Origin of the sequence: Micromonospora sp. NPDC049359 (genome assembly GCF_044466585.1) — a bacterium.
Lineage (GTDB): Bacteria > Actinomycetota > Actinomycetes > Mycobacteriales > Micromonosporaceae > Micromonospora.
This window is the reverse complement of the sequence record NZ_JBITMW010000010.1, coordinates 182,346-208,303: the sequence shown is the minus strand read 5'-3', so window position 1 is coordinate 208,303 and position 25,958 is coordinate 182,346. Positions and strand designations below refer to the sequence as shown.

Annotated in this window: 24 protein-coding genes; 8 read left to right on the top strand and 16 right to left on the bottom strand. The window is 70.9% G+C overall.

The window, feature by feature from the left end:
* The first annotated feature begins 1 nt into the window (after position 1).
* Positions 2–3,469, top strand: coding sequence for a ThuA domain-containing protein (locus ACIBTX_RS23120; protein ID WP_396832988.1), 3,468 nt, complete (start codon positions 2–4; stop codon positions 3,467–3,469).
* Between the two features lie 70 nt (positions 3,470–3,539).
* Here the strand turns inward: ACIBTX_RS23120 and ACIBTX_RS23115 are convergent, their stop codons facing one another.
* On the bottom strand, positions 3,540–3,761 hold the full coding sequence (locus tag ACIBTX_RS23115; protein ID WP_357117949.1) for a hypothetical protein: 222 nt from the start codon (positions 3,759–3,761) through the stop codon (positions 3,540–3,542).
* A gap of 213 nt (positions 3,762–3,974) precedes the next feature.
* On the opposite strand from ACIBTX_RS23115, the gene ACIBTX_RS23110 reads away from it, so the two are divergent.
* Together ACIBTX_RS23110 and ACIBTX_RS23105 are read left to right on the top strand one after the other, a co-directional pair.
* Positions 3,975–4,781, top strand: a complete 807-nt coding sequence (locus ACIBTX_RS23110; protein WP_357117946.1) for a GntR family transcriptional regulator — start codon at positions 3,975–3,977, stop codon at positions 4,779–4,781.
* Entirely contained in the window at positions 4,778–5,518 is a 741-nt protein-coding gene (locus ACIBTX_RS23105) for a protein phosphatase 2C domain-containing protein (protein ID WP_357169692.1), read from the top strand. Before ACIBTX_RS23110 ends, ACIBTX_RS23105 begins: the two co-directional genes overlap by 4 nt.
* Here the strand turns inward: ACIBTX_RS23105 and ACIBTX_RS23100 are convergent.
* Positions 5,515–6,042: a hypothetical protein gene (locus ACIBTX_RS23100; protein ID WP_357169689.1), complete on the bottom strand. Its 528-nt coding sequence runs from the start codon at positions 6,040–6,042 to the stop codon at positions 5,515–5,517. The two genes, ACIBTX_RS23105 and ACIBTX_RS23100, sit on opposite strands and share 4 nt — an antisense overlap.
* Positions 6,043–6,153: 111 nt before the next feature.
* Here ACIBTX_RS23100 and ACIBTX_RS23095 point away from each other — a divergent pair, with 111 nt between their 5' ends.
* Both ACIBTX_RS23095 and ACIBTX_RS23090 read left to right on the top strand, forming a co-directional pair.
* Positions 6,154–7,713, top strand: a complete 1,560-nt coding sequence (locus ACIBTX_RS23095; RefSeq protein WP_357169686.1) for an acetolactate synthase large subunit — start codon at positions 6,154–6,156, stop codon at positions 7,711–7,713.
* Between the two features lie 110 nt (positions 7,714–7,823).
* Positions 7,824–8,585: a hypothetical protein gene (locus tag ACIBTX_RS23090; protein ID WP_396832987.1), complete on the top strand. Its 762-nt coding sequence runs from the start codon at positions 7,824–7,826 to the stop codon at positions 8,583–8,585.
* A 51-nt stretch (positions 8,586–8,636) separates the two neighbouring features.
* On the opposite strand, the gene ACIBTX_RS23085 is transcribed toward ACIBTX_RS23090, so the two are convergent.
* The 10 genes from ACIBTX_RS23085 to ACIBTX_RS23040 form a co-directional block, all read right to left on the bottom strand.
* A complete protein-coding gene (locus tag ACIBTX_RS23085; RefSeq protein WP_396832986.1) occupies positions 8,637–11,657 on the bottom strand; it encodes a S8 family serine peptidase in 3,021 nt (1,006 codons plus the stop codon).
* Positions 11,658–11,914: 257 nt separating this feature from the next.
* Positions 11,915–12,559 carry a hypothetical protein gene (locus ACIBTX_RS23080; protein WP_357117928.1) on the bottom strand — a complete coding sequence of 215 codons (645 nt, stop codon included), beginning with the start codon at positions 12,557–12,559 and terminating at the stop codon, positions 11,915–11,917.
* A 4-nt stretch (positions 12,560–12,563) separates the two neighbouring features.
* Positions 12,564–13,535 carry an acyltransferase domain-containing protein gene (locus ACIBTX_RS23075; RefSeq protein WP_357117925.1) on the bottom strand — a complete coding sequence of 324 codons (972 nt, stop codon included), beginning with the start codon at positions 13,533–13,535 and terminating at the stop codon, positions 12,564–12,566.
* 47 nt (positions 13,536–13,582) lie between these two features.
* Positions 13,583–14,386: a sugar phosphate isomerase/epimerase family protein gene (locus ACIBTX_RS23070; protein ID WP_357117922.1), complete on the bottom strand. Its 804-nt coding sequence runs from the start codon at positions 14,384–14,386 to the stop codon at positions 13,583–13,585.
* Complete coding sequence (locus tag ACIBTX_RS23065) at positions 14,383–15,537, bottom strand: dihydrodipicolinate synthase family protein (RefSeq protein ID WP_357117919.1); 1,155 nt, start codon at positions 15,535–15,537, stop codon at positions 14,383–14,385. Before ACIBTX_RS23065 ends, ACIBTX_RS23070 begins: the two co-directional genes overlap by 4 nt.
* Entirely contained in the window at positions 15,534–16,685 is a 1,152-nt protein-coding gene (locus ACIBTX_RS23060; protein ID WP_357117916.1) for a Gfo/Idh/MocA family oxidoreductase, read from the bottom strand. The genes ACIBTX_RS23065 and ACIBTX_RS23060 overlap by 4 nt, the downstream gene beginning before the upstream one ends.
* A gap of 27 nt (positions 16,686–16,712) precedes the next feature.
* Entirely contained in the window at positions 16,713–17,468 is a 756-nt protein-coding gene (locus ACIBTX_RS23055) for an ABC transporter ATP-binding protein (RefSeq protein WP_396833030.1), read from the bottom strand.
* Between the two features lie 43 nt (positions 17,469–17,511).
* On the bottom strand, positions 17,512–18,516 hold the full coding sequence (locus ACIBTX_RS23050) for an ABC transporter substrate-binding protein (RefSeq protein WP_396832985.1): 1,005 nt from the start codon (positions 18,514–18,516) through the stop codon (positions 17,512–17,514).
* Between the two features lie 23 nt (positions 18,517–18,539).
* Complete coding sequence (locus tag ACIBTX_RS23045) at positions 18,540–19,526, bottom strand: ABC transporter permease (protein ID WP_357117905.1); 987 nt, start codon at positions 19,524–19,526, stop codon at positions 18,540–18,542.
* 278 nt (positions 19,527–19,804) lie between these two features.
* Positions 19,805–20,521, bottom strand: coding sequence for a cupin domain-containing protein (locus ACIBTX_RS23040; RefSeq protein ID WP_357117902.1), 717 nt, complete (start codon positions 20,519–20,521; stop codon positions 19,805–19,807).
* A 93-nt stretch (positions 20,522–20,614) separates the two neighbouring features.
* Between ACIBTX_RS23040 and ACIBTX_RS23035 the strand changes: the two genes are divergently transcribed.
* A complete protein-coding gene (locus tag ACIBTX_RS23035) occupies positions 20,615–21,682 on the top strand; it encodes a LacI family DNA-binding transcriptional regulator (RefSeq protein WP_357117899.1) in 1,068 nt (355 codons plus the stop codon).
* A 54-nt stretch (positions 21,683–21,736) separates the two neighbouring features.
* Positions 21,737–22,222 carry a GNAT family N-acetyltransferase gene (locus tag ACIBTX_RS23030; RefSeq protein WP_357117895.1) on the top strand — a complete coding sequence of 162 codons (486 nt, stop codon included), beginning with the start codon at positions 21,737–21,739 and terminating at the stop codon, positions 22,220–22,222.
* 20 nt (positions 22,223–22,242) lie between these two features.
* Here ACIBTX_RS23030 and ACIBTX_RS23025 read toward each other — a convergent pair whose 3' ends face one another.
* Positions 22,243–23,532 (bottom strand): MFS transporter, encoded by a 1,290-nt coding sequence (locus ACIBTX_RS23025; protein ID WP_357117892.1) that lies wholly within the window; start codon positions 23,530–23,532, stop codon positions 22,243–22,245.
* A gap of 139 nt (positions 23,533–23,671) precedes the next feature.
* Complete coding sequence (locus ACIBTX_RS23020; RefSeq protein WP_357117888.1) at positions 23,672–24,232, bottom strand: NAD(P)H-dependent oxidoreductase; 561 nt, start codon at positions 24,230–24,232, stop codon at positions 23,672–23,674.
* A 136-nt stretch (positions 24,233–24,368) separates the two neighbouring features.
* Between ACIBTX_RS23020 and ACIBTX_RS23015 the strand changes: the two genes are divergently transcribed.
* On the top strand, positions 24,369–24,833 hold the full coding sequence (locus ACIBTX_RS23015) for a MarR family transcriptional regulator (RefSeq protein WP_357117885.1): 465 nt from the start codon (positions 24,369–24,371) through the stop codon (positions 24,831–24,833).
* Positions 24,834–24,836: 3 nt separating this feature from the next.
* Here the strand turns inward: ACIBTX_RS23015 and ACIBTX_RS23010 are convergent, their stop codons facing one another.
* Together ACIBTX_RS23010 and ACIBTX_RS23005 are read right to left on the bottom strand one after the other, a co-directional pair.
* Entirely contained in the window at positions 24,837–25,175 is a 339-nt protein-coding gene (locus ACIBTX_RS23010; RefSeq protein WP_357117882.1) for a transcriptional regulator, read from the bottom strand.
* The gene (locus ACIBTX_RS23005) at positions 25,172–25,906 is read right to left on the bottom strand and encodes a hypothetical protein (protein ID WP_357117879.1); all 735 of its coding nucleotides are present in this window, start codon (positions 25,904–25,906) and stop codon (positions 25,172–25,174) included. The genes ACIBTX_RS23010 and ACIBTX_RS23005 overlap by 4 nt, the downstream gene beginning before the upstream one ends.
* Positions 25,907–25,958: the final 52 nt, after the last annotated feature.

The following is a 25,958-nucleotide window of genomic DNA, read 5'->3' as shown; positions in this document are numbered from 1 at the left end:
CATGCCCAAACACCTGCGCGCGATCTGCCTCGCCCTGCTCACCGTCGCCACCGTCCTGAGCACCACCACCGCCCTGCCCGCCGAGGCCGCCCCGCGCTTCCGGGTGCTGGTCTTCTCGAAGATCACCAACTTCTACCACGACTCGATCCCGGCCGGCGTGGCCGCGATCCAGCAGCTCGGCGCCACCCACAACTTCGAGGTCGTCGCCACCACCGACGCGGGCGCCTTCACCGACGCCAACCTCGCCACCTTCGACGCCCTGGTCTTCAACAACACCAACTCCACCCCCGCCTCGGGCGACCTGCTCAACGGCAGCCAGCGCGCGGCGTTGCAGACGTTCATCCGCAACGGCGGCGGCTGGGCCGGCCTGCACGCCGCGTCGGCCAGCGAACGCGACTGGTCCTGGTACGAGGGTCTGGTCGGCACCATCTTCGACTACCACCCGGACTTCTCGGCCACCGGCGGCACGTACCCCGGGCGGGTGAAGGTCCTCGACCGCGCCCACCCCTCCACCCGCAACCTGCCGGAGCTGTGGGAGCAGAGCGAGGAGTGGTACAACTGGCGGACCAACCCGACCGGCAACGTGCACACCCTCGCGCAGATCAAGGTGCGTGACGGGATCAGCGGCCTGGACGAGGGCGTCGACCACGCGTACTCCTGGTGTCAGCGCTACGACGGCGGCCGGTCCTGGTTCACCGCCGGTGGGCACGCCAGCTCCCAGTTCAGCAGCGCCACGTTCCTGGAGCACCTGCGCTACGGCATCGAGTGGGCCGCGGGCGCGGTCGCCGGCGACTGCTCGGCCAGCAGGACCGGCACGTTCGAACGCGTCGGGCTGGTCACCGAGAACCTGGCCGACCCGTTCGAGCTGGCCGTCGCTCCCGACCGCAGGGTCTACTACATCCAGCGCACCGGCGCGCTCAAGGTGGTCGACTCGGACACGCTCCAGGTCACCACGCTGCTCGACCTCGCGTACACCTCGGCGATGACCGACCAGTCCGACGGCCTGCTCGGGATGACCCTGGACCGCGACTTCGCCAGCAACGGCTGGGTCTACCTGCTCTGGTCGGACAAGACCCTCAAACAGCTCAACCTGTCCCGGTTCACGGTGGCGAACAACAGCGTCGCGCTCTCCTCGGAGAAGCGGCTGCTGACCGTCCCGACGTACCGGGGCGTGGGTCGGGCCAACTCGCACATGGGCGGATCGCTGGCCATGGACGCGGCCGGTCGCCTGTACGCCGCGATCGGCGACAACACCGACCCCTTCGCGTCCAGCGGTTACACCCCGATCGACGAGCAGTCCGGGCGAGCCGCCTGGGACGCCCAGGGCACCGCCGGCAACACCAACGACCTGCGCGGCAAGATCCTGCGGATCACCCCGCAGGCCGACGGTACGTACACCGTGCCCAGCGGCAACCTCTTCCCCGCCGGCACCGCGCGGACCCGACCGGAGATTTACGCGATGGGCATGCGCAACCCGTTCCGGATCACCATCGAGCCGGGAACGAACGCGGTGCTGGTCGGTGACTACGGCCCGGACGCCCGCGCCGCGGACGCGAACCGTGGACCGGAGGGGACCGTCGAGTTCAACCGCATCACCGCCGCCGGCAACTTCGGCTGGCCGTACTGCGTGGGCAACAACATCCCGTTCAACGACTACAACTTCGCCACCAGCACCTCCGGGGCGAAGTTCACCTGCGCCGCGCCGGTGAACAACTCCCCCAACAACACCGGCCTGACCACCCTGCCGGCGGCGAAGCCGGCGCTGGTCTGGTACGCGTACTCCGCCTCCGCCCAGTTCCCCGAGGTGGGCACCGGCGGTGGCGGCCCGATGAGCGGGCCGGTCTACGACTTCGACCCGGCGAACACCCGTACCACCAAGTTCCCGGAGTACTTCGACGGCAAGTGGATGACGTACGAGTTCACCCGCAGGTGGTTCAAGACGCTCTCGATCCACCGGACGGCGCAGACCTTCAGCAACTCACGTTTCGCCCCCACGGCCGTCGGTGACCTCCAGTCGATCAACGGGATCTTCGAGAACATGAGCTGGATCCAGCCCTTCGAGGCGGAGTTCGGCCCGGACGGCTCGCTCTACGTCATCGACTTCGGCGAGGGCACCGGCAGCGGTCGCGGCGGCAGCAACGCCGGCGCGGGCATCTACCGGATCGACTACGTGGCGAACGGCCGACCACCGACCGCGAAGATCACCGCCAGTCCGGACACCGGGCGTACGCCGCTCACGGTCAGCTTCTCCTCGGCCGGCGCGACGGCCGGCGACGGCACCGCCCTCAGCTACGCCTGGGACTTCACCAACGACGGCACCACCGACTCCACCGCCGCCAACCCGAGCTTCACCTACTCGGCTGCCGGGAAATTCACCGCCCGGCTGACCGTCCGCAACAGCGGCAACGGTCTGACCGCCACCGCCGTCACCGACGTGGTGGTCGGCAACACCCGGCCGACGGTCACCATCACCGTGCCCGACGGCGGCTTCTTCGACTTCGGCGACAAGATCCCGTACACGGTGACGGTCACCGACCCGGAGGACACCACCATCGACTGCGCGAAGGTGACCGTCCAGACGCAGCTCGGGCACGACACGCACGCCCACCCACTGGACGTCTACACCGGCTGCTCCGGGCTGCTGGCCACCGAGGCGGACGCCGGTGACGGGCACGGGCCGGGACAGAACCTCTACACCCTGATCACCGCGCAGTACACCGACGGTGGCGCGGCCGGCGTGCCGGCGCTGACCGGCTCGACCCGGATCCAGTTGCAGCCCAAGAGCAGGGAGGCCGAGCACTTCAGCGCCCAGTCCGGCCTGATCGTCAACGACCGGACCACCGCCCGCGCCGGCAAGCGGCTCGGCGACGTCGACCACAACGACTGGGCGGCGTACGGGCCGGTGGACCTGCGCAACATCGGCTCGGTCACGCTCGGGGTCACCAATGGCGGACTCGGCGGCACCATCGAGCTGCGAACCGGTTCACCCACCGGCACGCTGATCGGTACGGCCACCATCGGCTCCACCGGCGGATGGGACAACCTGGTGTCCCCCACGGTCACGCTCACCAACAAACCGACCGGCACCACCACCCTGTACGCGAAGTTCGTCAACACCGCGCAGGTCGGCGGCACGCCGGACCTGATGTCGCTGGACTGGATGCGGTTCAACGGCGCCGGCGTCAAGCAGGAGCCGGGCGGAAGCCTGACGATCGCGGCCAACCCGACCGGCGGCGCCGCGCCGTTGACCACCACGTTGACCGCCACCGCGACCGCGCCGTCCGGGCAGAGCATCACCGACTACGCGTGGGACTTCGGCGACAACGGCGCGGTGGCGCACGGCGCGACGCTGCGGTCGACAAGTCACAGCTACCCGCGAAAGGGCACCTTCACCGCCCGCGTGACGATCACCTACACCGGCGGGGAGACCCGCTCACTCAACCTGACCGTCACGGTCACGGTCACCTGATGGGAATCGGTGGCGGGCGGATCAACCCGCCCGCCACCGGCCACGTCCCGGACCGCCAGAGACCGCACGTCTAGCGGTCCTGCCTGACCTTGGCGATGTCGAGATCCAGCAAGGGGCCGAAGAACCTGGCGAAGTCGTCCAGGGAGTCCGACCGGAAGATCTCCCGCGCACCATCCAGGATGGCGACCGCACCCGAGGGAAGGTCGAAGAGGTAGCCGACAACCTTCTCATCCCTGATGAGAACGAAGACCTGCGGCACTTCCGCCACGACAACCGTCGGGCTTTCCAGCATCGGTGGACTGCTCGCGGGCGACGCTTCTGGATCGCCACAATTTCTCGTCATGGACATCCTCCTCCTGAGGGCTCCCCGCGCGCCGGTCGCGACGGCCGACCCAACCTCGGCCTCATCGAGACCAATTGTCTTGGGACAATCCCTGGGGATAGTCTGGGGACAATCTGACCCAGAGTCAAGGCTTGTCTATGGACAACCGGGAAGGGCGTTGACGTGCCGGTGCACTCGCGCTACCTGAACATCGCGTCCACGATCCGCGAACGGATCGAAGCCGGAGAATGGGCACCGGGTGCCCGGCTTCCGACCCTCAACGATCTCGCGGCCGAGTACGACGCCAACCGCGACACAGTCGGGAGGGCCATCGCCCTGCTGGAGACCGAAGGCTACGTGTGGGCCGTCCAGGGGCGGGGCATCGCCGTTCGATACGGCACGATACGTCCACGTCGACCCCGCGGCGATCTGGTCAAGCGCAACGAGCAGGCAACCGGATACTCATTCCCTTCGGCAAGCAGCCAGGAGGTGTGGGTCAGCCACGGCAAGGCCGTCAACCTGCCGGCCCGACTGGACGACCCCCGCGTCGCCAAGCTTCTGGGAGTGGAGCCCGGCACCGAAGTGCTGCGCCGGTTCCGGGTTACCGGGCCAGCGTCCGAGGCCCCGTTCCAAATCAACATCTCGTGGATTCACCCACGCGTCGCCGACATCGTGGCCAACCTGGACGCGAGCCCGGCGGCGGGCGAGTGGCTGCACCACATCGAAAAGGCCGGCCACTGGCCGATCAGTTGGATGGAGATTCACCGCGCCCGGATGCCCAGCAGAGACGAGGCAGCTCTTCTGGAGATCCCCACCAACCTGCCCGTACTGGAGATCGTGCGGGTCGGCACCTCCGGGGGCGACCAGAAGCCGGTCGAGGTGACCGAGTACGTCGTGGCGAGCGACCGAGTCGAGACGGTCCACGTCCTGCACCGCGACGCGAACGCAAAGGAGCCGTGGCCTGACGGCGAGCCGAGGAGCGGGTCATGACCGTGGCCCTCACTCTCGCGGCGGCCAGCCGGACGCACCAGGGCCTCGTCCGCAGACGAAACGAGGACTCCCACAGCCAAGGACAGTGGCTGTACGTGGTTGCAGACGGCCTCGGCGGCCATGTCGCCGGTGACATCGCGAGTAGCACAGTCGTCGCTGCCGTGAAGGCGTACGACCGCCTGGTGGATCCTGAGGATCTTGCTCACTCCTTGGGACGGGCCATCAACGACGCGAGCGACGAGTTACGAAGGAAGGTCCGCGAGAACCCGAATCTGGCCGGGATGGGCACCACGTTCGTCGCTCTGCTGCATGCCGGCAGTGATGCGGTCGTGGCAAACGTTGGGGACTCTCGTGCCTACCTGATCCGACGCAAGCGCCCCCGCGACAACGCCCTGGTGCAGATCAGCGAGGATCACACCTACGAACACCTCGTCGCCGACGCCGAGGAGGTGCCCAACCTCCCCGGGAGGCTAGCCCGCTTCCTCGACGGACGGGCCGACGGCCGGTCGGCCGACCTGAGGCCTCTCCAGCTTCAGCCCGGCGACCGAGTCCTGTTGTGCTCTGATGGACTGAGTTCGTACGTGCCGTACGAACGGATACGGGCCGCGCTCGACTCCGACGCCGACCCCGGGGACATCGCCGAACAACTCGTGGCCCTGGCGATCGACGAGGGTGGACACGACAACATCACCGTGATCGTCATCGAAGCGATCCGGCCTGACGAACCCGCGCGCTAGTTCGACAGGGACGCTGGCACGGGTAGCTCGAGATGTGCCAGGAGGGCGGCGACCTCGCGGTCGAGCTGCAGGCCGACCTCGTGGATCGCCTCCACGCCGAACGACCCGAACGTGCGACTGGGCTGCTCGATCACGAACCGCACCCCGCCGTCGGGCACATCGCCGATCATCGTGCGCAACGGCGCGTACAGCATGGCGGTCGGGTCGTGCCGGTACATCTTCTCGGCGATGGTGTGGTTGCCCATCAGGTACTCGACAGCGTTGCCGGCGTCACCCGCGAGGCCCATCATCGGTCGCAGCTCGCCACTGCTCCAGTAGATGAGGAAGTCGTGGGGCGCACGCTCGCGCATCAGGGCGAGCACGTCGTCCCAGGGGGCGTCGCGGGCAACCAGGGCGTCGAACGCCGCGGCGTCGTAGCGCGGGACCGCCTGCTCGTACTGCCCCCGGAACTCCTCGAACGGTCGATCGACACCGACGTCCAGGCGGCGGGCCTGGTAGGTGCGTTCGGTGTAGCCCGGCTTCATCCCGCGTTCCCCGATCCCCGTCGAGCTATTTCACGAGCGTCACCACTTTAGTCCGAAATGCACCCTTAGGATCGGATCATTGTTGGTTCAGCCGTCGGTGAGGTGGTGGGTGTGAACGGCGCGGAAGCACTGCTGCGGACGCTGGCCGACGCCGGAGTGGAGGTGCTCTTCACGAACCCCGGCACCACCGAGCTGCACCTGGTCGGGGCGCTGGAGTCGGTCCCCGAACTGCGCGGAGTGCTCGCGCTGTTCGAGGGCGTCGTCACCGGCGCGGCCGACGGCTACGCCCGTATCGCGGGCAAGCCGGCGGCGACCCTGCTGCATCTCGGGCCCGGACTCGCGTACGGGCTCACGAATCTGCACAACAGCCGACGCGCCAACTCGCCGGTGGTCAACATCGTCGGCGACCACGCGACGTTCCACACCGCCTTCGATCCTCCGTTGAACTCGGACATCGCCGCCCTGGGCGGATGGCTGCAAGGGCCGGTTCGCCGACCCGAGGACGCGGCCGGGGCCGGCCCCGACGGCGCGGCCACGCTCGCCGCCGTCCTGGAGCCACCCGGTCAGATCGCCACCGTCATCATGCCGGCGGACGTGTCGTGGTCGGACGGAGGCACGGCCGCACCGCCGATGCCGCCCCGCGCGACGCCGGCCGTCAGCCAGGACGTGCTCACGCGGATCGCGGAGGTCCTTCGCGCCGGGGAGTCCACCGCCCTGATCATCGGCGGGACCGTGCTGCGGGAGTCGGGTCTGTTGGCCGCCGGCCGTATCGCGGCGTCGACGGGCGCGCGGGTGTTCCAGGAGTTGTACTCCAACCGGGTCGAGCGTGGGGCCGGCCTGCCCATGTTTCCCCGGCTCGGCTTCTATCCGGATCAGGTGCTCGACCAACTGCACGGGATACGGCACGTCATCGTCGCGGGCACCAAGGCACCCGTCTCCTTCTTCGCCTACTCCGATCAACCGAGCCTGCTCGTACCCGAGGGAGCGCAGACGCACGTCCTGGCCGAGGTTGGCCAGGACGCCGTCGGCGCGCTCGACCGACTCGCCGACCTGGTGGCCCCGGACGCAACCACCCCGGTGACCGAACCGCGTCGACCGGCGCTGCCGACCGGGAACCTCACCCTGCGGAACTGGACGGACGTCGTCGCGGCGTTGCTGCCGGAACGCGCCATCGTCATCGACGAGAGTGTCAGCTCCGGCACCGCCCTGGCTGCCGCCACCGCTGGCGCTCCCCGCCACGACGTGCTGATGCAGACCGGCGGAGCGATGGGTGACGGCCTGCCCCTCGCCGTCGGTGCCGCGGTCGCGGCACCCGACCGGCCGGTACTGGCGCTGGTGGCGGACGGCTGCGTCATGTACACCGTCACCGCGCTGTGGACGCAGGTACGCGAGGGGTTGAACATCACCAACGTCGTCCTCAACAACCGCGCGTACGCGATTCTGCGCCAGGAGTGGGAGTACTTCAGCAATCGTCCGGGTCACACCAACCCGGACGGAAATCCGCTGTTCGACCTGGCCAACCCACAGATCGACTTCGTGGGTCTGGCGAACGCCTTCGGCATGCCGGCCAGTCGTGTCACCACCGCCGAGCAACTCGCGGAACAGCTTTCCCGAGCGCTGGCCGACGACGGACCGCACCTCATCGAGGCCGTCATCCCGGCCGCCGCGTAGACGCATCCGGTCCCGCGACGCGGCCGCTCGACCCCGGTCGCCACGGCGGCATTGATCGTTTCCGGTCGCCGCTGGCGGGGAACTGCTCAGGTCGAGGTGAGGGGGGAACCATGAGCCGATCCGCACTGCCGCCGACCGTCCGAGCGCCCCGGATGCTCGGGCTGATCCTGCCGTTGGTGGGCACCGTCGCGCTGAGCGCCGCCTGCACGGCTGCCGAGGAGGGATCCGACGCGACACCGTCGAGCGCGTCGACGACGTCGGCCCCGGCGAGTCCGACCGACCCGCCGTCCGGGAGCGCCAGCGCGCCGACGACCATCCCGACGTCGGCCTTCGTGGAGCTACCGTCTGAGCTGCGGAAGTCACCCCGACGTTCGACGCCGGTCGCCGAGGCGCTGCCCAAGCTGTGCGGCAACGAGTTCGGCACCGGGGGCCGGCAGGTCACCGCGAGCGCGGCCATGACGGTGACGTACAAGAAGGCCGGCGAGCCCGACAGCAACACGCCGCAGGGCATGATCCACCAGACCATCTTCACCTTCGCGGGCGACGGCGCCACGGACTACCTGCGCCGTCTGAGCGATGCGGTGAAGGCCTGCCCATCCTTCGACCAGGGCGACGACCCGGTCACGGTCGAGAGCAGGGCAGTGCCCGGTGTCGGGGACGAGGCGTTGCTCGTGACCCGCGCCTGGGCCGCCACGAACCTGAACGGCGAGCGCACCGGCGGCGAGGGGTCCAGCCAGATCGCCGTGGCCCGGGTCGACGGGGTCGTGACGGTCTTCGACGACCAGGGCTGGGAGGGCAGCAGCGGCAATCCCGCCATCCTGGACCAGACCATGCGCAAGGGCGTGCGCACGATCGACGCCTGGCAGCGCTAGCGAGAACAGTGGGGCGGCGCACGACAGCGCCGCCCCACGATTCCGGTACGGCTACTCCTCCCAGGCGCTCTGCTGGGTGTAGACGAGGTTGCCGGGGACGACCGTGCCGTTGGTGCGGTACTCGGTGTACGCCCAGAAGTCGCCCTCGGGCAGCGGCCGGTTGGGCTTCAACGTGAAGTTGAGGCTCATGCCGCGCTCGGTCGTCGACGGCAACGTCAGCGTGGCCGGCGCGTAGATGGCGTTGCGACCGATGATGGCGTGGCTCAACTGGAAGTCGACGACCGGGCCACCGGGCACCTGCGCGAACACGTAGGCCGTGTAGCGCCCCGGCTCCGGCAGGAACTTGTACGCCTGCTCCGCGCTGGTCCAGTACCTGTCACTGCTGTAGACGAGCTTGTCGCCCTTGTACAGGTACAGGTCGAGGTTCGTGTTCGGATCCTCGGTGTTGGCCTCGACGATGATGCCGGCGGTGTTCGCCGGCACCGTGAAGTCGACCTTCTTCACGCCGGACGCGCTCGGGTCGAACACGCCGCCGTACACACCGGCCGGCATCGAGTACGAGTCCCGGCGCATCGGCGTGTAGCCGGTGCTGCGACCGGTGAGCGGGCCGGTGAAGCCCGGCTGGGCGTAGCCGAACGAGCCGCTGGTCATCCGGCCGAACTCCTCGCCGTCGTCAGCGTACGGCCGGGGGGTGATGCCCCACGGGCGGGCGGCGACGGGGATGCGGGCACTGTGGACCTTGCCGCGCCAGGTGATCGACCCGGTGACGTACCGGTCCCAGGGGGCGCTGCCCCGGCGCAGCGTGATGGACACCGTCGCGGACTTGCCCGGCGCGAGCGTCACCGACGCGGGCGACACCGTTACCGTCATGCCGGGCAGGCCGGACACCGACGACCGGTAGGTCTCCCGCGTCGTACCCACGTTGGTCAGGGTGCGCTTGATGGTCACCGGGTGGGTGCCGTCGTACTCGCGCAGCGAGATGGCCGGCAGGTTGAGTTCCTTGCCGTCGGGCTGGGCCGTCTCGCTGAACTCGACCAGGTCGGCCGCGGTCGGCTCGATGACCAGGCCCGGGTCCTTGGCTCCGGTCAGGTTGATGAAACCGCTGCCCTGGTCCAGCGGGTTGCTGGTGCCCCGGGTGTCGGTGGCGGTGGTCCGCAGGGCCGAGGCGACGGTCCCCGGCGACCAGGTCGGGTGCGTGGCGCGCAGGATCGCCGCCGCGCCGGCCACGTACGGCGAGGCCATCGAGGTTCCGGAGTACGCGTCGTAGTCCCGACCGAAGTTACCCGCCGGTGAGACCGCGGCGATGATGTCCGTCCCCGGCGCGACCAGGTCCGGCTTGAAGACGCCGAGGGTCACCTTGTCCGGGCCGGTGGAGGAGAAGTCCGCCACGCTCGGGATCCCCGGGACGCTGGAGCCGTCGCCACCGTTGCGCAGCGACACCCTGGCGTCGGTGGGGTGGCGCATCAGGTAGTTGAACAGCGTGCCGGCCTGCTTCTCGGTGTTCAGGTAGACCACCGGGAAGTTGTAGACGGAGTTGACCCGGTAGTTGCCTTCCGGGACGAACACGACCATCCCGGCCCCGCCCTTCTCCTTCACCTCCAGCGCGGAGTAGAAGGGGGACGACAGCGCGCAGGCGACCACCTTGCCCTTGATCTTGGCCGCGTCCAGGCTGCCGGGTTCGCAGTACGCCGAACCCTGCTCCAGTGAGCCGGCCTGGTCGCCGAAGACCATCGGCCGCGAGGCATCGCCGGGCAGGGCGTCCAGTGAGCCGCCGACCAGCTTGGTGCCGTCGCCCAGCTTGACCGTCGCCTCGTTGGCGTTGGTCACCGCCGCGCCCACCGTGGTGACCCAGGGCGCCGCGTTGCTGATGGCCCCGCTCACGATGCCGGTGTTGCCCGCCGACGCCGCCACGAAGACGCCGGACAGCGTGGCGTTGAGGAAGGCGACACCGATGGGGGTGTTGGCCTCCCAGTCGCCGAGGTCGCTGCCGATGGAGAAGTTCAGGACCTGCACACCGTCGGAGACGGCCGCGTCGATGCCGGCGATGATGTCGGCGTCGTAGCCCATCCCGCCCCAGAGCACCTTGTAGACAGCGATCTGGGCGTCCGGCGCGACACCGGAGACGGCACCGAAGGAGCGGCCGTCGATGGTGACGTCCCGCACCGGCAGACCGGCGGCCGTGGACGCGGTGTGGGTGCCGTGCCCGGCCGCGTCGCGGGGCGACAGGAACTCACCCTCGGGTACGGAGCCACCGCCGGCGAGCCAGGTGTCGGCGAAGTACCGGGCACCGACGATCTTGCCGTTGCAGTGCTCGGCCACGAAGGCCACGCCGGTCTGGCAGGTGCCGTGCCAGGTCTTGGGCGCCGGCATCTTCTTGGCGAACGACGCGCTCTCCGGCCAGATGCCGGTGTCCAGGACGCCGACGACCATGCCCGCGCCGGTGGCCGGGCCGGGCTTGACCGGCTTGGCCGGCTTGACCGGCTTCGCGGCGGCGTCCGTCGTGGACGCGGCGGCCGCGGAGGAGGTCGGCGTACCGGCGGCGGGGGCGCTCGGGGCGGCCGCGAGCGGCATCGCCGATCGGGTGCCCAGCGCCCGCGCGGCGGTGACGGCGCGGACGCGCTTGTCGGCCCGCAGCGCGGTCGCCTGCTTGGCGGTCAGCGTCGCCGAGAACCCGTTGAAGGCGGCGGTGTAGGCGGCCTTGACCTGGACGCCGGCCGCGCCCGCGACGGCGGATCGCTGCGCGTCGAGGTGCCGGCGGTACGCCTGCGACGGCGCCGACGTCACGTCCAGTCGGGCGCCCGGCGTGGGGCGGGTCCGCGCGAGCCCGGACGTCCCACCGACGTACGTGGTCAGCGGCGCCTCGGCCAGCTCGACGACGTAGACACCCGAGCCGTTGGCGTCCACGGCGGTCTTCGGGCTGGTCCCGTCGGCGTCGGCGCGACGATCGGCGCCGTCGGTCAGCGTGGTCCGCCGGTCCGATCCCTTGGTGAAGTAGCCGGCGCCGCCGCTGGCCGACCGGTCGCCCGGCGCTGCCGACGCTGATCCCGCGACGCCGGTTGTGCCGGCGAGCATCGCTGCGACCAGCGTCGGTATCGCCAGTCTTCGCAGATTTTTCCCGCTCGTGCGTGTGGACACGAGACTCCCTTCGATTGCTCCTGTGTGGAGCTTCTTCAGTGACCGCGACCCGCATGGGAGCGCTCCCCCACCTAAGCCCTCGACGGTTAATCGAGGATTCGAGCGGTGTTACGGATCATGATGCAGATAAGATCATGATGTTTCACCCGTGCCTAGATCATGTTTTTTCGGCGCGGCTGCGGGACAATCACCGGCTACGGCCAGAGCCGCACCACGGCGAAGACGGCGGCTATGACGATCGCGGGAAGCACCACGTAGATCACCAGGAGCACCCAGGGCAGCAACCGGAACGCCCTGCCCAGAGTGCTCTCCGGCGGGGTGTAGCGGACCGGCGACCCCAGACCCGTTCGCTGCCACACCAGCCCGGCCGCGTCGGTGAAGCGGATCCTCGCCTGCCCCAGGTACGCGGCAGTGCCGGTCAACTCGAAGCGCACCGCCTCGGACTTCTCCACCACGGCGAAGCGTCTGCCCCCGTTCGCGATCACGGTGCCCTGCATCTCTCGGCGACGTCCGGGCCAGCGGAACGACTCCTGCCAGGCGACGTCGACATGCACATCGAAGATGGGCGCGGCGCTGTGGTTGACGAGGGTCACCGTCGCCTCGGTCGGGTCGCGCCGGACCACGACGCCGTCGCTCTCATCGTCATCGCGGGTCAGTACCGGGATGACCAGGCGCGCCTGCGCCGCCTCGCGGCTCTCCTGCTCGTCCCGACGGACCCGGGTCTCGTGACGGAACAGCAGACCGGTGAAGACGACGGCGAAGGTCGACATGACCAACCCGGCCAGGCTCCCCCACGCCTGCATCCAGTCCGTGATCTTCGGGGCTTCGGCGGCTAGCACCGGATCAGGGTAGGTACGGCCGATGCGTCGCGTCGATCGGGAAGCGGCCCTGACGCCACTGCCAGTGCCGGCCAGCCGACAGGTGGTCGACGATCGCCCGTTGCAGGGCGGTGCGGCGCGGCAACTCGTCCAGCGGTGTGGTCAGCGTCCGGAAGACGAATCGCAGCACCTCGACGTCCGCGTCCAGGCCCTCCGGCTCCTCGTAGGACTCCAGCTCGAACCGTCGCTGGAACCGGATGATGTTCGAGTCGTCGGGCAGGTACTCCCGCAACTGGGGGTCGAGCAGCCACGAGCCGCAGGAGAACGCCGTGTAGTGCTCGTCGGGGAAGTGACGCGGGAAGAAGACCCGGGCCTCGTCGAGCGACGCCGAGACCGCCTCCGGGGTCAGCGGCCCCGCGTCGGGGATGTGCAGGCCGATGGCGCCGTCGCCGCGATGGTGCTGCAACCGGCCCAACTCGTAGACGGCGCCGCGCACGTGCAGCGTCAACCAGCTCTGCATGACCGGCCAGCCCTCGCCGCGCATCCGCCGGTCGACGGCGAGGTTACGACCCAGGTCGGCGAGCGTCGCCCAGGAGACGGCGTCGGGAACGCCGTGGTCGCGGTGGTAGCCCCGCACGATCTCGACCAGCGCGAGGTACGCGTACACGTAGAGATGCCGCCAGGCGGGGCCACGGTCGAGCGGCAGCTCCGGCCCGGGTGGCAGCCAGCCGTACCCGCCGAGATCCGCGCGGACCAGCGCGATCGAACGGTCGAGCAGCCAGCGCAGCTCCGGCGTCCACAGTGGTAAGTCGCGTTCCGGCCACCCCGCCATGATCTCGACGGCGTCGTCCGGCGGCACCGCGAGCCGGTCGAGGATCGCCGGCGCGTCGGCCTTGGCGGGCAGCGGGGCCGAGGGCCGGTCGCCGGCCAGCCGGTGCACCCGCTCGACAGCCTCGACGGGCACCCCGAGCAGGGCTGCGGTCTTCTCCAGATCCACGCCGACGACCCTACCGCCGGTCGGCGTACCCCTGCGCCCCGCGCCGGTCAGACGACGTGGCGCAGATAGCCGGCGATCGCCGCGTCCAGCACCTGCGCGCCCGGCCGCGCCCAGACCTCGGCGGAGAAGACCTCCACCTCGATCGGACCGCGGTAGCCGGCCGCGTCCACCGCCTCGCGCAGCCGCCGCAGCTCGATGCACCCGTCGCCGGGCAACGCCCGGCCGAGCAGCACCCCCTCCGGCAGCGGTGTCACCCAGTCGCAGACCTGGAACGCGGCGATCCGCGCGCCGGCCCGGACGATCTGCGCGTACACGGTGTCGTCCCACCACACGTGGTACGCGTCGATCACCACCCCGACCACCTCCGGATCGAACCGCTCGGCGATGTCGAGCGCCTGACCGAGGGTGGCGATCACGCAGCGGTCGGCGGCGAACATCGGGTGCAGCGGTTCGATCGCCAGCCGGACGCCGGCCGCCGCCGCGTGCGGCGCCAGCTCGCCGATCGCGTCGGCGACCCGGCGGCGGGCGCCGTCGACGTCGCGACTGCCCGCCGGCAGTCCGCCGGAGACGAGCACCAGCTCGGGTGCGCCCAGCGCGGCGGCCTCCTCGATGGCCCGCAGGTTCTGCGCACGCCAGTCGTCGGCGGTGAAGAATCCGCCCCGGCACAGCGACGTGACGGTGAGGCCCGCGTCGCGGACCAGCTTCGCCGCGCGGGCCAACCCGTACTCGGCCACCGGCTCCCGCCACAGTCCGATGCCCGGCACACCGGCCGCCACACAGCCGGCGACCACGTCGGGCAGCGCCCAGCGCTGCGCGGTGGCCTGGTTGAACGAGAACCGCGCGAGACTCACTGGACAACCCCCGCGACGGTGAAGAACGCCCGCGCGCGGGCGGCGGCCAGTTCCGCGTCGGGCAGCAGCCCGGCGGCGTCGGCGAGGGTGAGCAGGGTCGCCAGGTGCGCCGGGGACCGGCCGGACTGCGCGCCGCCGACCATCGTGAAGTGGTCCTGGTGCCCGGCCAGCCACGCCAGGAACACGATGCCCGTCTTGTAGTGCCAGGTCGGCGCCGCGAACAGGTGCCGGGCCAGCGGCACGGTCGGAGCGAAGATCTCGTCGTACGACGTCAGGTCGCCCCGGTCGAGAGCATCCAGCGCGGCGGCGGCGGCCGGCGCGATGGCCGCGAACACGCCGAGCAGCGCGTCGGAGTGGCCCACCTCGTCGCCCCGGATCAGCTCCGGGTAGTGGAAGTCGTCGCCGGTGTAGAGGCGTACCCCGGCCGGCAGTCGACGCCGTAACGCCACCTCCCGGTCGGCGTCGAGCAGCGACACCTTGATGCCGTCCACCGTCGACTGGTGGGCCTTGACCAGCTCGACCACCGTGTCGGCGGCCAGGTCCAGGTCGGCGGACCCCCAGTAGCCGGTCAGCGCCGGGTCGAACATCGGACCCAGCCAGTGCAGCACGACCGGCTCGCCGGCGGCGGTCAGCAGCTCGTCGTACACCCGTAGGTAGTCCTCGGCGTCGCGGGCGGTGGCGGCCAGGTGCCGGCTGCACATCAGCACCGGCCGCGCGCCGGCGGCGCGGACGTCGTCGAGCTGCTCGCGGTACGCGGCGGTGACCCCGGCCAGGCTGGCCGGGCCGGCCGGGAGCTGGTCGGTGCCGACACCGGCGACGATCCGCCCGCCCACGGCACGGGCCTCGGCGGCACTGCGTCGGACCAGCTCCCGGGTCGCCGGATAGTCCAGCCCCATTCCCCGCTGGGCGGTGTCCATCGCCTCGGCGACACCCAGCCCGTACGACCACAGGTGCCGCCGGAACACGAGGGTGGCGTCCCAGTCCACCGTCGCCGGGGCGCCCGGTACGTTCTCCGCGCCCGGATCGGCGACCACGTGCGCGGCGGCGTACGCGATCCGGCTGGTCGCCGGTGCGGCCGGGCGGGTGAATCCGTCGGCCCCGGTGAGCCGGTGTCGCCGCCCGCCCGGCAGCGCCACTTCGACGGCGCTCACGGGTGCAGCTCCGGAACCTCGACGCGGACGCCCTCGCGGGCCGCGCGGAGCCCCAGCTCGGCGAGCTGCACGCCGCGCGCGCCGGCCAGGAAGTCCCACGGGAACGGCTCGCCGGCCACGACGTGCCGCAGGAATGCCTCCCACTGCATCTTGAAGCCGTTGTCGAACTCCTCGTTGTCGGGCACCTCGGTCCACTGCGCGCGGAAGTCCTCGGTGACCGGCAGGTCCGGGTTCCACACCGGTTTCGGGGTGACCGCCCGGTGCTGTGCCCGGCAGCGGCGCAGCCCGGCGACGGCGCTGCCCTCGGTGCCGTCGACCTGGAACTCCACCAGCTCGTCGCGGTACACCCGCACACCCCACGACGAGTTGATCTGCGCGATCACGCCGCCGTCGAGTTCGAAGATGGCGTACGCGGCGTCGTCAGCGGTGGCGGCGTAGGCGCGGCCGTCCTCGTCGAACCGCTCGGGCACGTGGGTGGCGGTCACACAGGTGACCGCGGTGACCCGGCCGAACAGCTCCTGGAGCACGTAGTGCCAGTGCGGGAACATGTCCGAGGTGATGCCGCCGCCGGCCTCGGCGCGGTAGTTCCACGAGGGACGCTGGGCCGGCTGCCAGTCGCCCTCGAAGACCCAGTAGCCGAACTCGCCGCGCACCGAGAGGATCCGACCGAAGAAGCCGCCGTCGACGAGCCGCTTGAGTTTGCGCAGGCCGGGCAGGAACAGCTTGTCCTGCACGACGCCGGTGCGGACACCGGCCGCGTCGGCGGCGCGGGCCAGGTCGAGCGCGGCGGCGGTGTCCTCGGCGAGCGGCTTCTCCGTGTAGATGTGCTTGCCGGCCTCGATCGCCTGGCGGATCGCCTTCTCCCGCTGCTGGGTGACCAGGGCGTCGAAGTAGATCTCGACGTCGTCGCGGGCCAGCGCGGCGGTCAGGTCGGTGGTCCAGTCGGTGAGGCCGTGCCGCCCGGCGAGCTCGCGGAGCTTGGTCTCGTTGCGCCCCACCAGGACCGGTTCTGGCCAGATGGTCGTGCCGTCGGCCAACGTCACGCCGCCGGACTCGCGGATGGCCAGCAGGGACCGGACGAGGTGCTGGCGGTAGCCCATCCGTCCGGTCACGCCGTTGACGATGATGCCGATCGACCTGCGGGTCATGGTGGTCCCCTTCGTCGTGCTGGTCGTTCAGTGGTTGGCGGCCGCGCTGCCGAGCAGTCCGCGCAGTTCGGTGGCGAGCCGGTCGAAGCGGGAGTCCGACATCACCTGCGCGTAGTCGCGGTGCGCGGGCAGCTCGACGTCGAAGGCGCGGATGATCCGGCCGGGCCGGGCGCTCATCACCACGACCCGGGTGCCGAGGAAGACCGCCTCGGCGATGGAGTGGGTGACCAGCACCACCGTGGTGCCGGTCTCCCGCCAGATGCGGTGCAGCTCGGCGTTCATCTGCTCGCGGGTCAGCGCGTCCAGGGCGCCGAACGGCTCGTCCATGAGCAGCACCGGTGGGGCGTGCAGCAGCGCGCGGCAGAGCGCCACCCGCTGCTGCATACCGCCGGACAGCTCGTGCGGCAGCGCCTTCTCGAAGCCGGTCAGCCCGGTCATCTCAATCAGCTCGTCCGCCCGACGGGCCGCCCGCGCCCGGTCCATCCCGCGCATCTCGGCCTGCAGCAGGATGTTGGCCCGCGCGCCACGCCACTGGAGCAGCGCGGCCTTCTGGAAGACGAAGCCGATCTCCTGCTGCGGGCCGCGCACCGGCTGTCGCAGCAGCGAGACCTCGCCGCTGGTGGGCTTCACCAGTCCGGCGACGATCTTCAGCAGGGTGGACTTGCCGCAGCCGGACGGGCCGACGATGGTGACGAACTCGCCCGGCTCGATGTGCAGGGACACGTCGTCGAGGGCGGTGGTCCGCGAACGTCGGGTGGTGAACCGGACGGTCACCCCGGACATCCCGATGGCGGTGCCGGTGGTCGCCGGCGCGGCGCTCACCTCGTCAGCCCTTGGCCGCGTACGACGAGTCCCAGTACGCGTCCGGCGCGCCCGGATCCTTCAGCTCCGCGTAGCGGGCCATCAGGTCGATGGTCTCGGACCACTGGGCTTCGGTGTTCACCCCGGCCGGACCGTCGCCGCCGAGCAGCGGCAGGTTGAGGGTGAGCTGCTTGGTGAGCACCTCGGGGGCCGGCTCGTTCTCGGCGAGCGCGACCATGGCGCTCACCGCGCCGGCCGGGTCGCGCGCCGCGTCGGCCCAGGACTTCTGGGTGGCCCGGACGAACCTGCGGGCCAGCTCCGGGTCCTTCTGCAGGGTCTGGGTGTTGGCGATCAGTCCGGTGCCGAGCAGGTTCATCCCGTAGTCGGCGAAGAGCAGCACGTCGACCTTCTTGCCGGTCTTGCTCTCGATGGTGGGCGCCTGGTCGTGGAAGAAGCCCATGATGGCGTCGACCCTGCCCTCGGCCAGGGCGGCGATCTTGCCGGCGGCGTCCACGTTGACGACCTTGACGTCGTCCTTCTTCAGGCCGTTCTTCTCCAACCAGGCCGGGAAGGTCGCGTAGAGGGCGTCGCCGGGTGTGCCGCCGACGGTCTTGCCCTTGAGGTCGGCCGGTGTCCTGATGTTCTTCTCGGTGAAGAACTCCACCGAGGACGGGCCCTTCTCCAGGTACGCGCCGAGGCTGCGCACCGGCATCCCGCTGGCCACCGACTTGAGCAGGACGGGACTGTCGGCCCAGCCGAAGTCGGTCTGTTTCTGGGCGACCTGCTTGACGGTGTTGCCGGAGCCGTTGCCGGGCAGGATCTTCAGGTCGATGCCCTCGGCGGAGTAGTAGCCCTGCTGCAGACCGTAGTAGAAGGGCGCGTGCTCGCCGTACGGCACCCAGTTGAGGGTGAGGGTGACCTGTTTCCTGCCGTCGGCGCCGGTCCTGCCGGCGGAGTCCGAGCCGCCGCAGCCGGCGGCGGCGAGCAACAGGGCGGCGGTGGCCAGGATGGTGGTGGCGGTGCGCTTCATCGGTGCCTCCGTGATGGGGTCGGTCAGGAGGTGGTGAGGGACACGCCGGCGCGACGGCTGGCGTGCCACGGGATGAGCATCGCCTCGGCGATCTCGACCAGAACGAACAGGACGATGCCGATGGCGGACATCAGGATCAGGTCGGCGAACAACAGCGGGGCGTCGAGGTTGCCGTTGGCCAGCAACAGGACGTAGCCGAGCCCCTCGCTGGCGCCGACGAACTCGCCGACCACGGCGCCGACCACCGCGAGGGTGACCGCCACCTTCAGGCCGGCCATGAGGTGCGGCAACGCGTTCGGGAAGCGGATCTTGCGGAAGGTCCGCCAGGGCCCGGCGCCCATCGTGGCGGAGAGGTCGAGCAGTTCCGGGTCGGTCGAGCGCAGGCCGGCGACGCCGGAGATGACCACCGGGAAGAACGCGATGAGCACCGCCAGGATGATCTTCGGAGTGAGGCCGAGACCGAACCAGACGACCAGCAGCGGCGCGATGGCGATCTTCGGGATGACCTGTGCGAACAGGACGATCGGATAGAGCGCCTTGTCCAGGGTGCGCGAGTAGGCGATGGCGACCGCGGTGGCCAGCCCCAGCGCGGCGGCCAGGACGAAGCCGAGCACGGTCTCGTAGAGGGTGACCAGGGTGTGCCGGGCCAGCTCGGACCACTGGTCGGTCGTCGTGGTCCAGACCTGACCGGGGGTGGGCACGAGGTAGTTCGGCACGTACTCCCGGGCGGCGACGAACCACCAGGCGAGGACAAAGGCCGCCAGCACGAGCGCCGGCCGCCAGAGCGAGTCGGCGACCGCCGCCGCGCGACGGCCGAGCGTGCGTCGGGGTGACCGGTCATCATCGTCCGGCGACGGACCGGCCGCTCCGGATCCGAGCCCGCTCCCGACGCGAGCGTCGGCCGATCCGGGCGAGGAGTCCGCCGGGGCGGCTGAATCCGTTTCCCGCCCACCAGTCGCCTGGTCGGCGGCGGCGCGCCGGCCTGCCGTGTCCAAAGAGTTCTCGGTCACGCGAACCTCCTCGGGGCCCGGCGCGGCACCCGGGGGCCGGGTCGGTCGGCGGGTCAGGCAAACGCTTTCCTGGGAGCGTAGGCGGCGTCCAGACCGCAGGCAAGGCCTTTCCTCGATCTATTCGACGCCCGTCGGGCCGCCCGGTGAAGGCGTCGCCCACGGTCGACTCGGCTTGCTGGAAACCGGGCCTTCCCTCCCTCTCGGACACCGCGACTGCCCTGAAACCGAGTGGATCATCGCCCTCGCGGTCCGAACTGGACCGCGCGGCACCGGCGGCGTCAGCCGGCAGCCGGATAGGTGTCGAGCAGGCCGCACATCCCCAACCGGCCACGCTCGACGGGCGCGTCCACCGCGTACACGCCGGCCCCGCCCAGATAACGCCACTCGCCCCGCTCCAGGGCGTCCAACTGGGCGCCGGTGCCGGCGGCGGCCGCACCCGCGCCGTCCGCCCACCGCTGCCGCCAGGCCGCCAGCAGCGGCCGGCGCAGCACCGCCGCCGCCGCGTAAAAGGCGGCCAGCGCCGTCGGCCCACCGGACCGCAGCGCCGCGAAGCCGGCCACCGCCAGATCCCGCCGACGGTACGCGCCCCGCACGTCCGCCCCCGGCGCTCCCCCGTCCGGCAGCGCCGCGGCCTCGGCGTACGCCTCGGGGTCGGCCAGCACCTCGGGCGGGAAGGTCAGGACCGCGTCGCCGGCCTCGGGCAGGCCGCTGTTCTGCATGAGCACCACGATGGACAGATCGCCGCCGTTCACCAGGCGGTGCACGGTGCCCGGTTCGAACCACACCACCGTGCCCGCCCGCAGCGGGGTCTCCCGGAAGCCCTCGCCGCCGAGGGTCTGCACCGCGCCCTCGCCGCCGGTCACCACGTACCCCTCGGTGCAGCACAGGTGCACGTGCGGGGTGCCGCCGACCACGCCGTCCGGCGCCGCCGTGTCGTAGACGCGCAGCCGGGACACTCCGACGCCGCCGGGCAGTGCCGCGAAGCGTTCCGACATGGCCGGGCCTCCCTGCGGGAAAGGGCTTTCTCTGCGGTACGGTGACGCTAGCCGGCGCGGCGAAACGCCGTCAACAGACCGAGGGGGCGGGCCATGGCGACCCTGTCCGACGTGGCGCGGCGCGCGGGCGTCTCACCCGCCACGGCCTCGCGCGTCATCAACGGCAGCAGCAAACCGGTCACCGACGAGCTGCGCGAACGGGTGCTCGCGGCCGTCGCCGAGTTGCAGTACGTGCCGAACGCGCACGCCCAACTGCTGGCCCGCTCGCACCGCAGCGCGGTCGGCGTGATCGTGCACGACGTCTCCGACCCGTACTTCGCCGAGATCACCCGCGGCCTGCAACGCGTCGCCACCGACCAGGGCCGGCTGCTGATGATCTGCAACAGCTACCGCGACCCGGACCGCGAGCTGGAGTACGTGGAGCTGCTGCGCGGCCACCAGGTGGCTGCGCTGATCCTGGCCGGGTCCGGCTACCACGACGAGGCCTTCACCCGACAGCTCAACGAGAAGCTCGCCGCGTACGAGGCGACCGGCGGGCGGGTCGCGGTCATCGGCCGCCACGAGCACTCCGGCGACGCCGTCATGCCGGACAACCAGGCCGGCGGTCACCTCGCCGGCCGCGAACTCTGCGCGCTGGGCCACCGGGCGATCGGCGTGGTCGCCGGCCCGCGCATCCTCACCACCACCACCGACCGGCTGGCCGGGCTCCGGCAGGCCCTGGCCGAGCACGGCCTCGACCTGCCCGAGCGGCGCATCCGGTACGCCGAGTTCGACCGGGACGGCGGCGCGGAGGCCACCGCCCGGCTGCTCGACTCCGATCCGGAGCTGACCGCCATCGTGGCGCTCAACGACTCGATGGCCATCGGCGCCCTCGCCACCCTGCGGGCCCGCTCGCTCGCCGTACCGGGACGGATCTCCGTCGTCGGCTTCGACGACATGCCGATCGCCCGCGACGTCACACCCGCGTTGACCACGGTGCGGCTCCCCCTCGTCGACATGGGGGTCCGGGCCATGTCGCTGGTGCTCGGCGCGGCGGCGCCGACCCCCCGGGTCGAGGTGCTGCCCGCCGAACTGGTCCGCCGGGACACCGCCGGGCCGGCGCCGGGTCGAGCACGCGCCACGACGACGCCGCGCGCCCGGCGCGCCGACGCCGCCTCCTGACGGGCCCGCAAAACCCGTTGTCCCCCCCCGGCGCGTCCTGCGTAGCCTGCGCCCGTGTTGATCCGTACGTTCACCGACCAGGACTGGTCGCAGGTGTGGCCGATCATCGAGGACGTGATCCGGGCACCGGAGACCTTCGCCTACGACCCGGGGATGACCGCGCAGGAGGCGTACGCCCTCTGGGTGGAGGCCGCGCCCGGACGGACCGTCGTCGCGACCGACGGTGATCGGGTGCTGGGCAGCGCGAAGATGGGGGCCAACCGTCCCGGACCGGGCGCGCACGTCAGCACCGCCAGCTTCCTGGTGGCCGCCGACGCCCGCGGCCGGGGCGTCGGCACCGCGCTGTGCCGCGACGCTCTGACCTGGGCCCGCCTCGCGGGGTACGCCGGGATGCAGTTCAACGCCGTGGTGGAGACGAACCGGACGGCGGTCGAGCTGTACCGGCGGGAGGGCTTCGAGGTGGTCGGCACGGTGCCGGGCGCGTTCCGCCACCGAACCCTCGGGCGGGTCGGCCTGCACGTCATGTACCGGGAGTTCTGAGTCCCCCGCCGTGCGGTGCCTCAGCCGCCGGTCGTGCCGACGGCCGGCGCCGGCCCGAGTCCCGGTGCGGTGGACGCCGGTTCGGCGCCCGCGCGGCGGACCGGGGTGAACAGCCCGCCGACCGCCACCAGCAGGCAACCCGCTCCGGCGACGAGCGCCACCGCCGGTACGCCGTACCGGCTGGCCGTCCACGTCAGAATCACCGCGCCGGCCGGGCCGAGGGCGTAGTGCGTGCTCCAGAACGCCGAGGTGACCCGACCGAGCAGATGGTCGGGAGTGATCTCCTGGCGCAGTGACATCGAGCAGATTCCGCCGACGCTGAGACAGCACAGGTACACGGCGGTCAGGGCGGTGACCGTCGGCACGGTCGTCGCGACGCCGACGCCCGCCACCGCGAACCCGCAGATCGCGTGCGCGCCGATCCAGGTGGCGCCGAATCCGCGTCGCCGGCGCAGCGGAGCCACCAGCAGCGCCCCGGCGACCGTGCCCAGGGCCGCCAGGCCGAGTACGGTGCCGACCGTCCCCTCGGTGCCGCCGAGGTCGTGGGTCACGTGGTAGATCAGCACGTCGGTGAAGCCGTAGGTGAGGAAGATGAACACCGACAGCAGGACGGTCAGCGCGCGGAGCACGGGCTGGCGCCACAGGAACCGCGCGCCGGCCAGGAACTCGACCAGCGGGCGTTCCCGGGCCATCGGCGCGGTGTCGGCGGGCTGGGCGGTGCGCAACCGGATCAGCCGCAGGCCAACGGCCGAGAGGGCGAAGCTGGCGGCGTTGACGGCGATGGCGACCGCCGGGCCGAAGCGGGCCGACACCACACCGGCGAGCAGCGGCCCGAGGACGGCGGTCGCCGCGAACGTCGCCTGGAGCCGGCCGTTGGCCTCGGTGATCCGGTCGGCGTCGACGAGGTTGCGGACGGCGGTCACCGCGGCGACCTGGAACAGCATGCCGGCCGCCTCGCAGACCGGCAGCACGACGAAGAGCAGCCAGACGCGCGGGCCAGCGAGCCAGACCAGCGGCACGAGACCGTAGAGGACCAGCCGGACCAGGTCCGCGACGATCATCAGCCGACGCCTGTCGTACCTGTCGACCAGCACCCCGCCGAAGATGCCGGCGGCCACGGACGCCGCGCCCGCGACGGCGGTGAGCAGGCCCATCTGGGCCACCGATCCGGTCGCCTGCAACACCAGCAGCGGTACCGCGAGGTAGGCGAACGCGTCGCCGGCCGCGGAGAGCGACTGCGCGATCCAGTACGTGCCGAAGGCACGGTCCCGCCACAGCGGAGCCCGCGCGGGGCTGGCGGCTCGGCTCATCACGCCGAGGGTAGCGGCCCGCCTCGCGCCGCGCCGACCGTCACACCGGGCCGATGTTCACGAACCCGCCGGGACACCCATGCACCGAGACGGCCGTGGGAGGGACTCCCGCGGCCGTCTCGAGGCGTACCGATAAAGGTCAGCCCTGGCGCAGCGGCGCGAGCGCGGTGCTCCAGGCCACGACCTGGTCGAGGGTGGTGGTCAGCGCCGGCAGGTGCTGGTCGCCGGGCTTGAAGGTGCTGAAGTTCTCGAAGTCGGTGTAGAGCGAGAGCGCGACCTGCGAGCGCACGTCGGCCATCTGCAGCTCACCGGCGATCAGGCGCAGGTGCTCCACGGCCCGGGCGCCACCGAGGGAGCCGTAGCTGACGAACCCGACGGCCTTGTTGTTCCACTCGTTGTAGAGGAAGTCGATGGCGTTCTTCAGCGCGCCGGAGGTCGAGTGGTTGTACTCGGGCGTCACCATCACGAAGCCGTCGAACGACGCGATGGTCTCGGCCCAGCGCAGCGTGTGGGGCTGGCTGTACTGGCCCATCGCCGGCGGCATCGCCTCGTCGAGGTGCGGCAGCTTGTAGTCGAGCAGGTCGATCAGCTCGAACTGCGCGTCGGTGCGCTGCTGGGCGATCTCGTGGACCCAGCGGGCGACGGCTTCGCCGTTGCGCCCCGGGCGGGTGCTTCCGAGGATGATCCCGATCCTGGTCATGGCTGCGCCTTTCAGTAGTCCGAACCTGACCGCCGGAACGCTAGCCGCTCCTTGCTTCGTCAAGCAAATGACCGTGGTATGAGCACCCTCACACCCACAGTAAGCAATTGCTCAATCAAGCAACTATGCTTGCGGGATGGCCGATCCCCACCCCGAGGCGCCGCGACCCCTCGAACCCGACGAGGAGGCGCTGGTTCGCGCCCTGGGCCAGGTGATGTACGTGGTGCCACGCGCGATCGACGCCGACATGGTGGGCGACCGGCAGCTACCGCTGACCGAGTACACCGCCCTGATGAACCTCTCCGAGGCGCCGGAGCGGCGAATGCGGATGCACGAACTCGCTACGGCCTGTTACCTCTCGTTGAGCGGCATGACCCGGACGATCATCCGACTGGAGAGCCAGGGACTGGTCAAGCGGGAACGGTGCGAGGAGGACGCCCGCGGCTGGAACGCGGTGCTCACCGACGCGGGCTTCGCCCGCCTCCAGGAGTCCTGGCCCAGCCATCTCGCTGCCGTACGGCAGCGGTTCCTGCGCCACTTCGAAGGGCTCGACCTGGCCGAGCTGGCCCGCGCGTTCCGGCGCGCGGGAACGGCCGACTGAGGTTCAGGTCACCGGGTCACCGGTCGGCGGCGGCCCGGTCTGCTCGACCTGCTGGATGAGTTGCTTGAGGTGGGCGATCTCGTCGCGCAGGGCGGCCTGACCGGCAGCGGTGAGAGTCACCCAGGTACGCGGGCGCTTGCCCTCGTAGCCCTTCTCGATCTGGATCAGCTCGGCCTTCTCCAGGACGGTCAGGTGCTGCCCGAGATTGCCCGCGGTCAGCTGCAGGGTGGTGCGCAGGAAGCCGAACTCGACCTGGCGAGCCTGGTGCGCGATGGCCAGGATGCCCAGTCGGACGCGCTGGTGGACCACGTCGTCAAGGCCGTTGGTGGGATGGTCGGTCATCGCCTCGGAACCTCGGTGCTCGGCCGGAACAGGGCGAAGGCCGCGCTGCCGAGCAGCAGTAGCGCCGCAGCGAGGAGCAGGTGCGGCAGGAAGAACCACGACGAGGTCGAGTGGATGACCTGGCCGCCCTGCACCATCACGATCACCAGGTAGACGAGGCTGTACGCAAGCAGCGCCCAGTTGCGTTCGACCCACGCGAGCACCATCAGCGCCAGCGCGATGACCGCGACGGGACTGGCCAGTCCGTTGACGAGCCACGTCGCCGGCCCGACCTCGATCTTGACCGGGTCGGTGGAGAAGGGGTCGGCGGGGACGGGGAGGAGCGGGTGGAACGTCAGCCAGATCGACACGGCGGCCATCAGCACGGCCAACGCGACGCCGACGACGACGTAGGGGCGGATCGGGGTGCCCACGCCACGGCGTCGGGACTGCCGTACGTAGAAGCCGGCGATCGCCACGTACGCGAGCACCAGCGCGACGGTCCAGTACCCGAGCTCCGCCGGATTGGGCGCCATGCAGACCGTGTGCCCCGGGCGGGATCGGCAGGTGTCGAACACATCGAGGTAGGGGGCGTACCGGTAGACGGGGATCGCGGCCAGGGTGACCACCGCGAGGACCAGCAGCGGAAACCAGGTGCCGCGCTGGGCGACCTGGACCTGGCGGGTCAGGTCGCGCACAGCGGCCAACAGCTCCCGAGGGCCGTCCGCCTGCGGAGCGGATTCGTGTGTCATGAAGTTAGCTTTGCATTACAGACCTATCTGCGCAAGAGAGTTCGGCAAGATC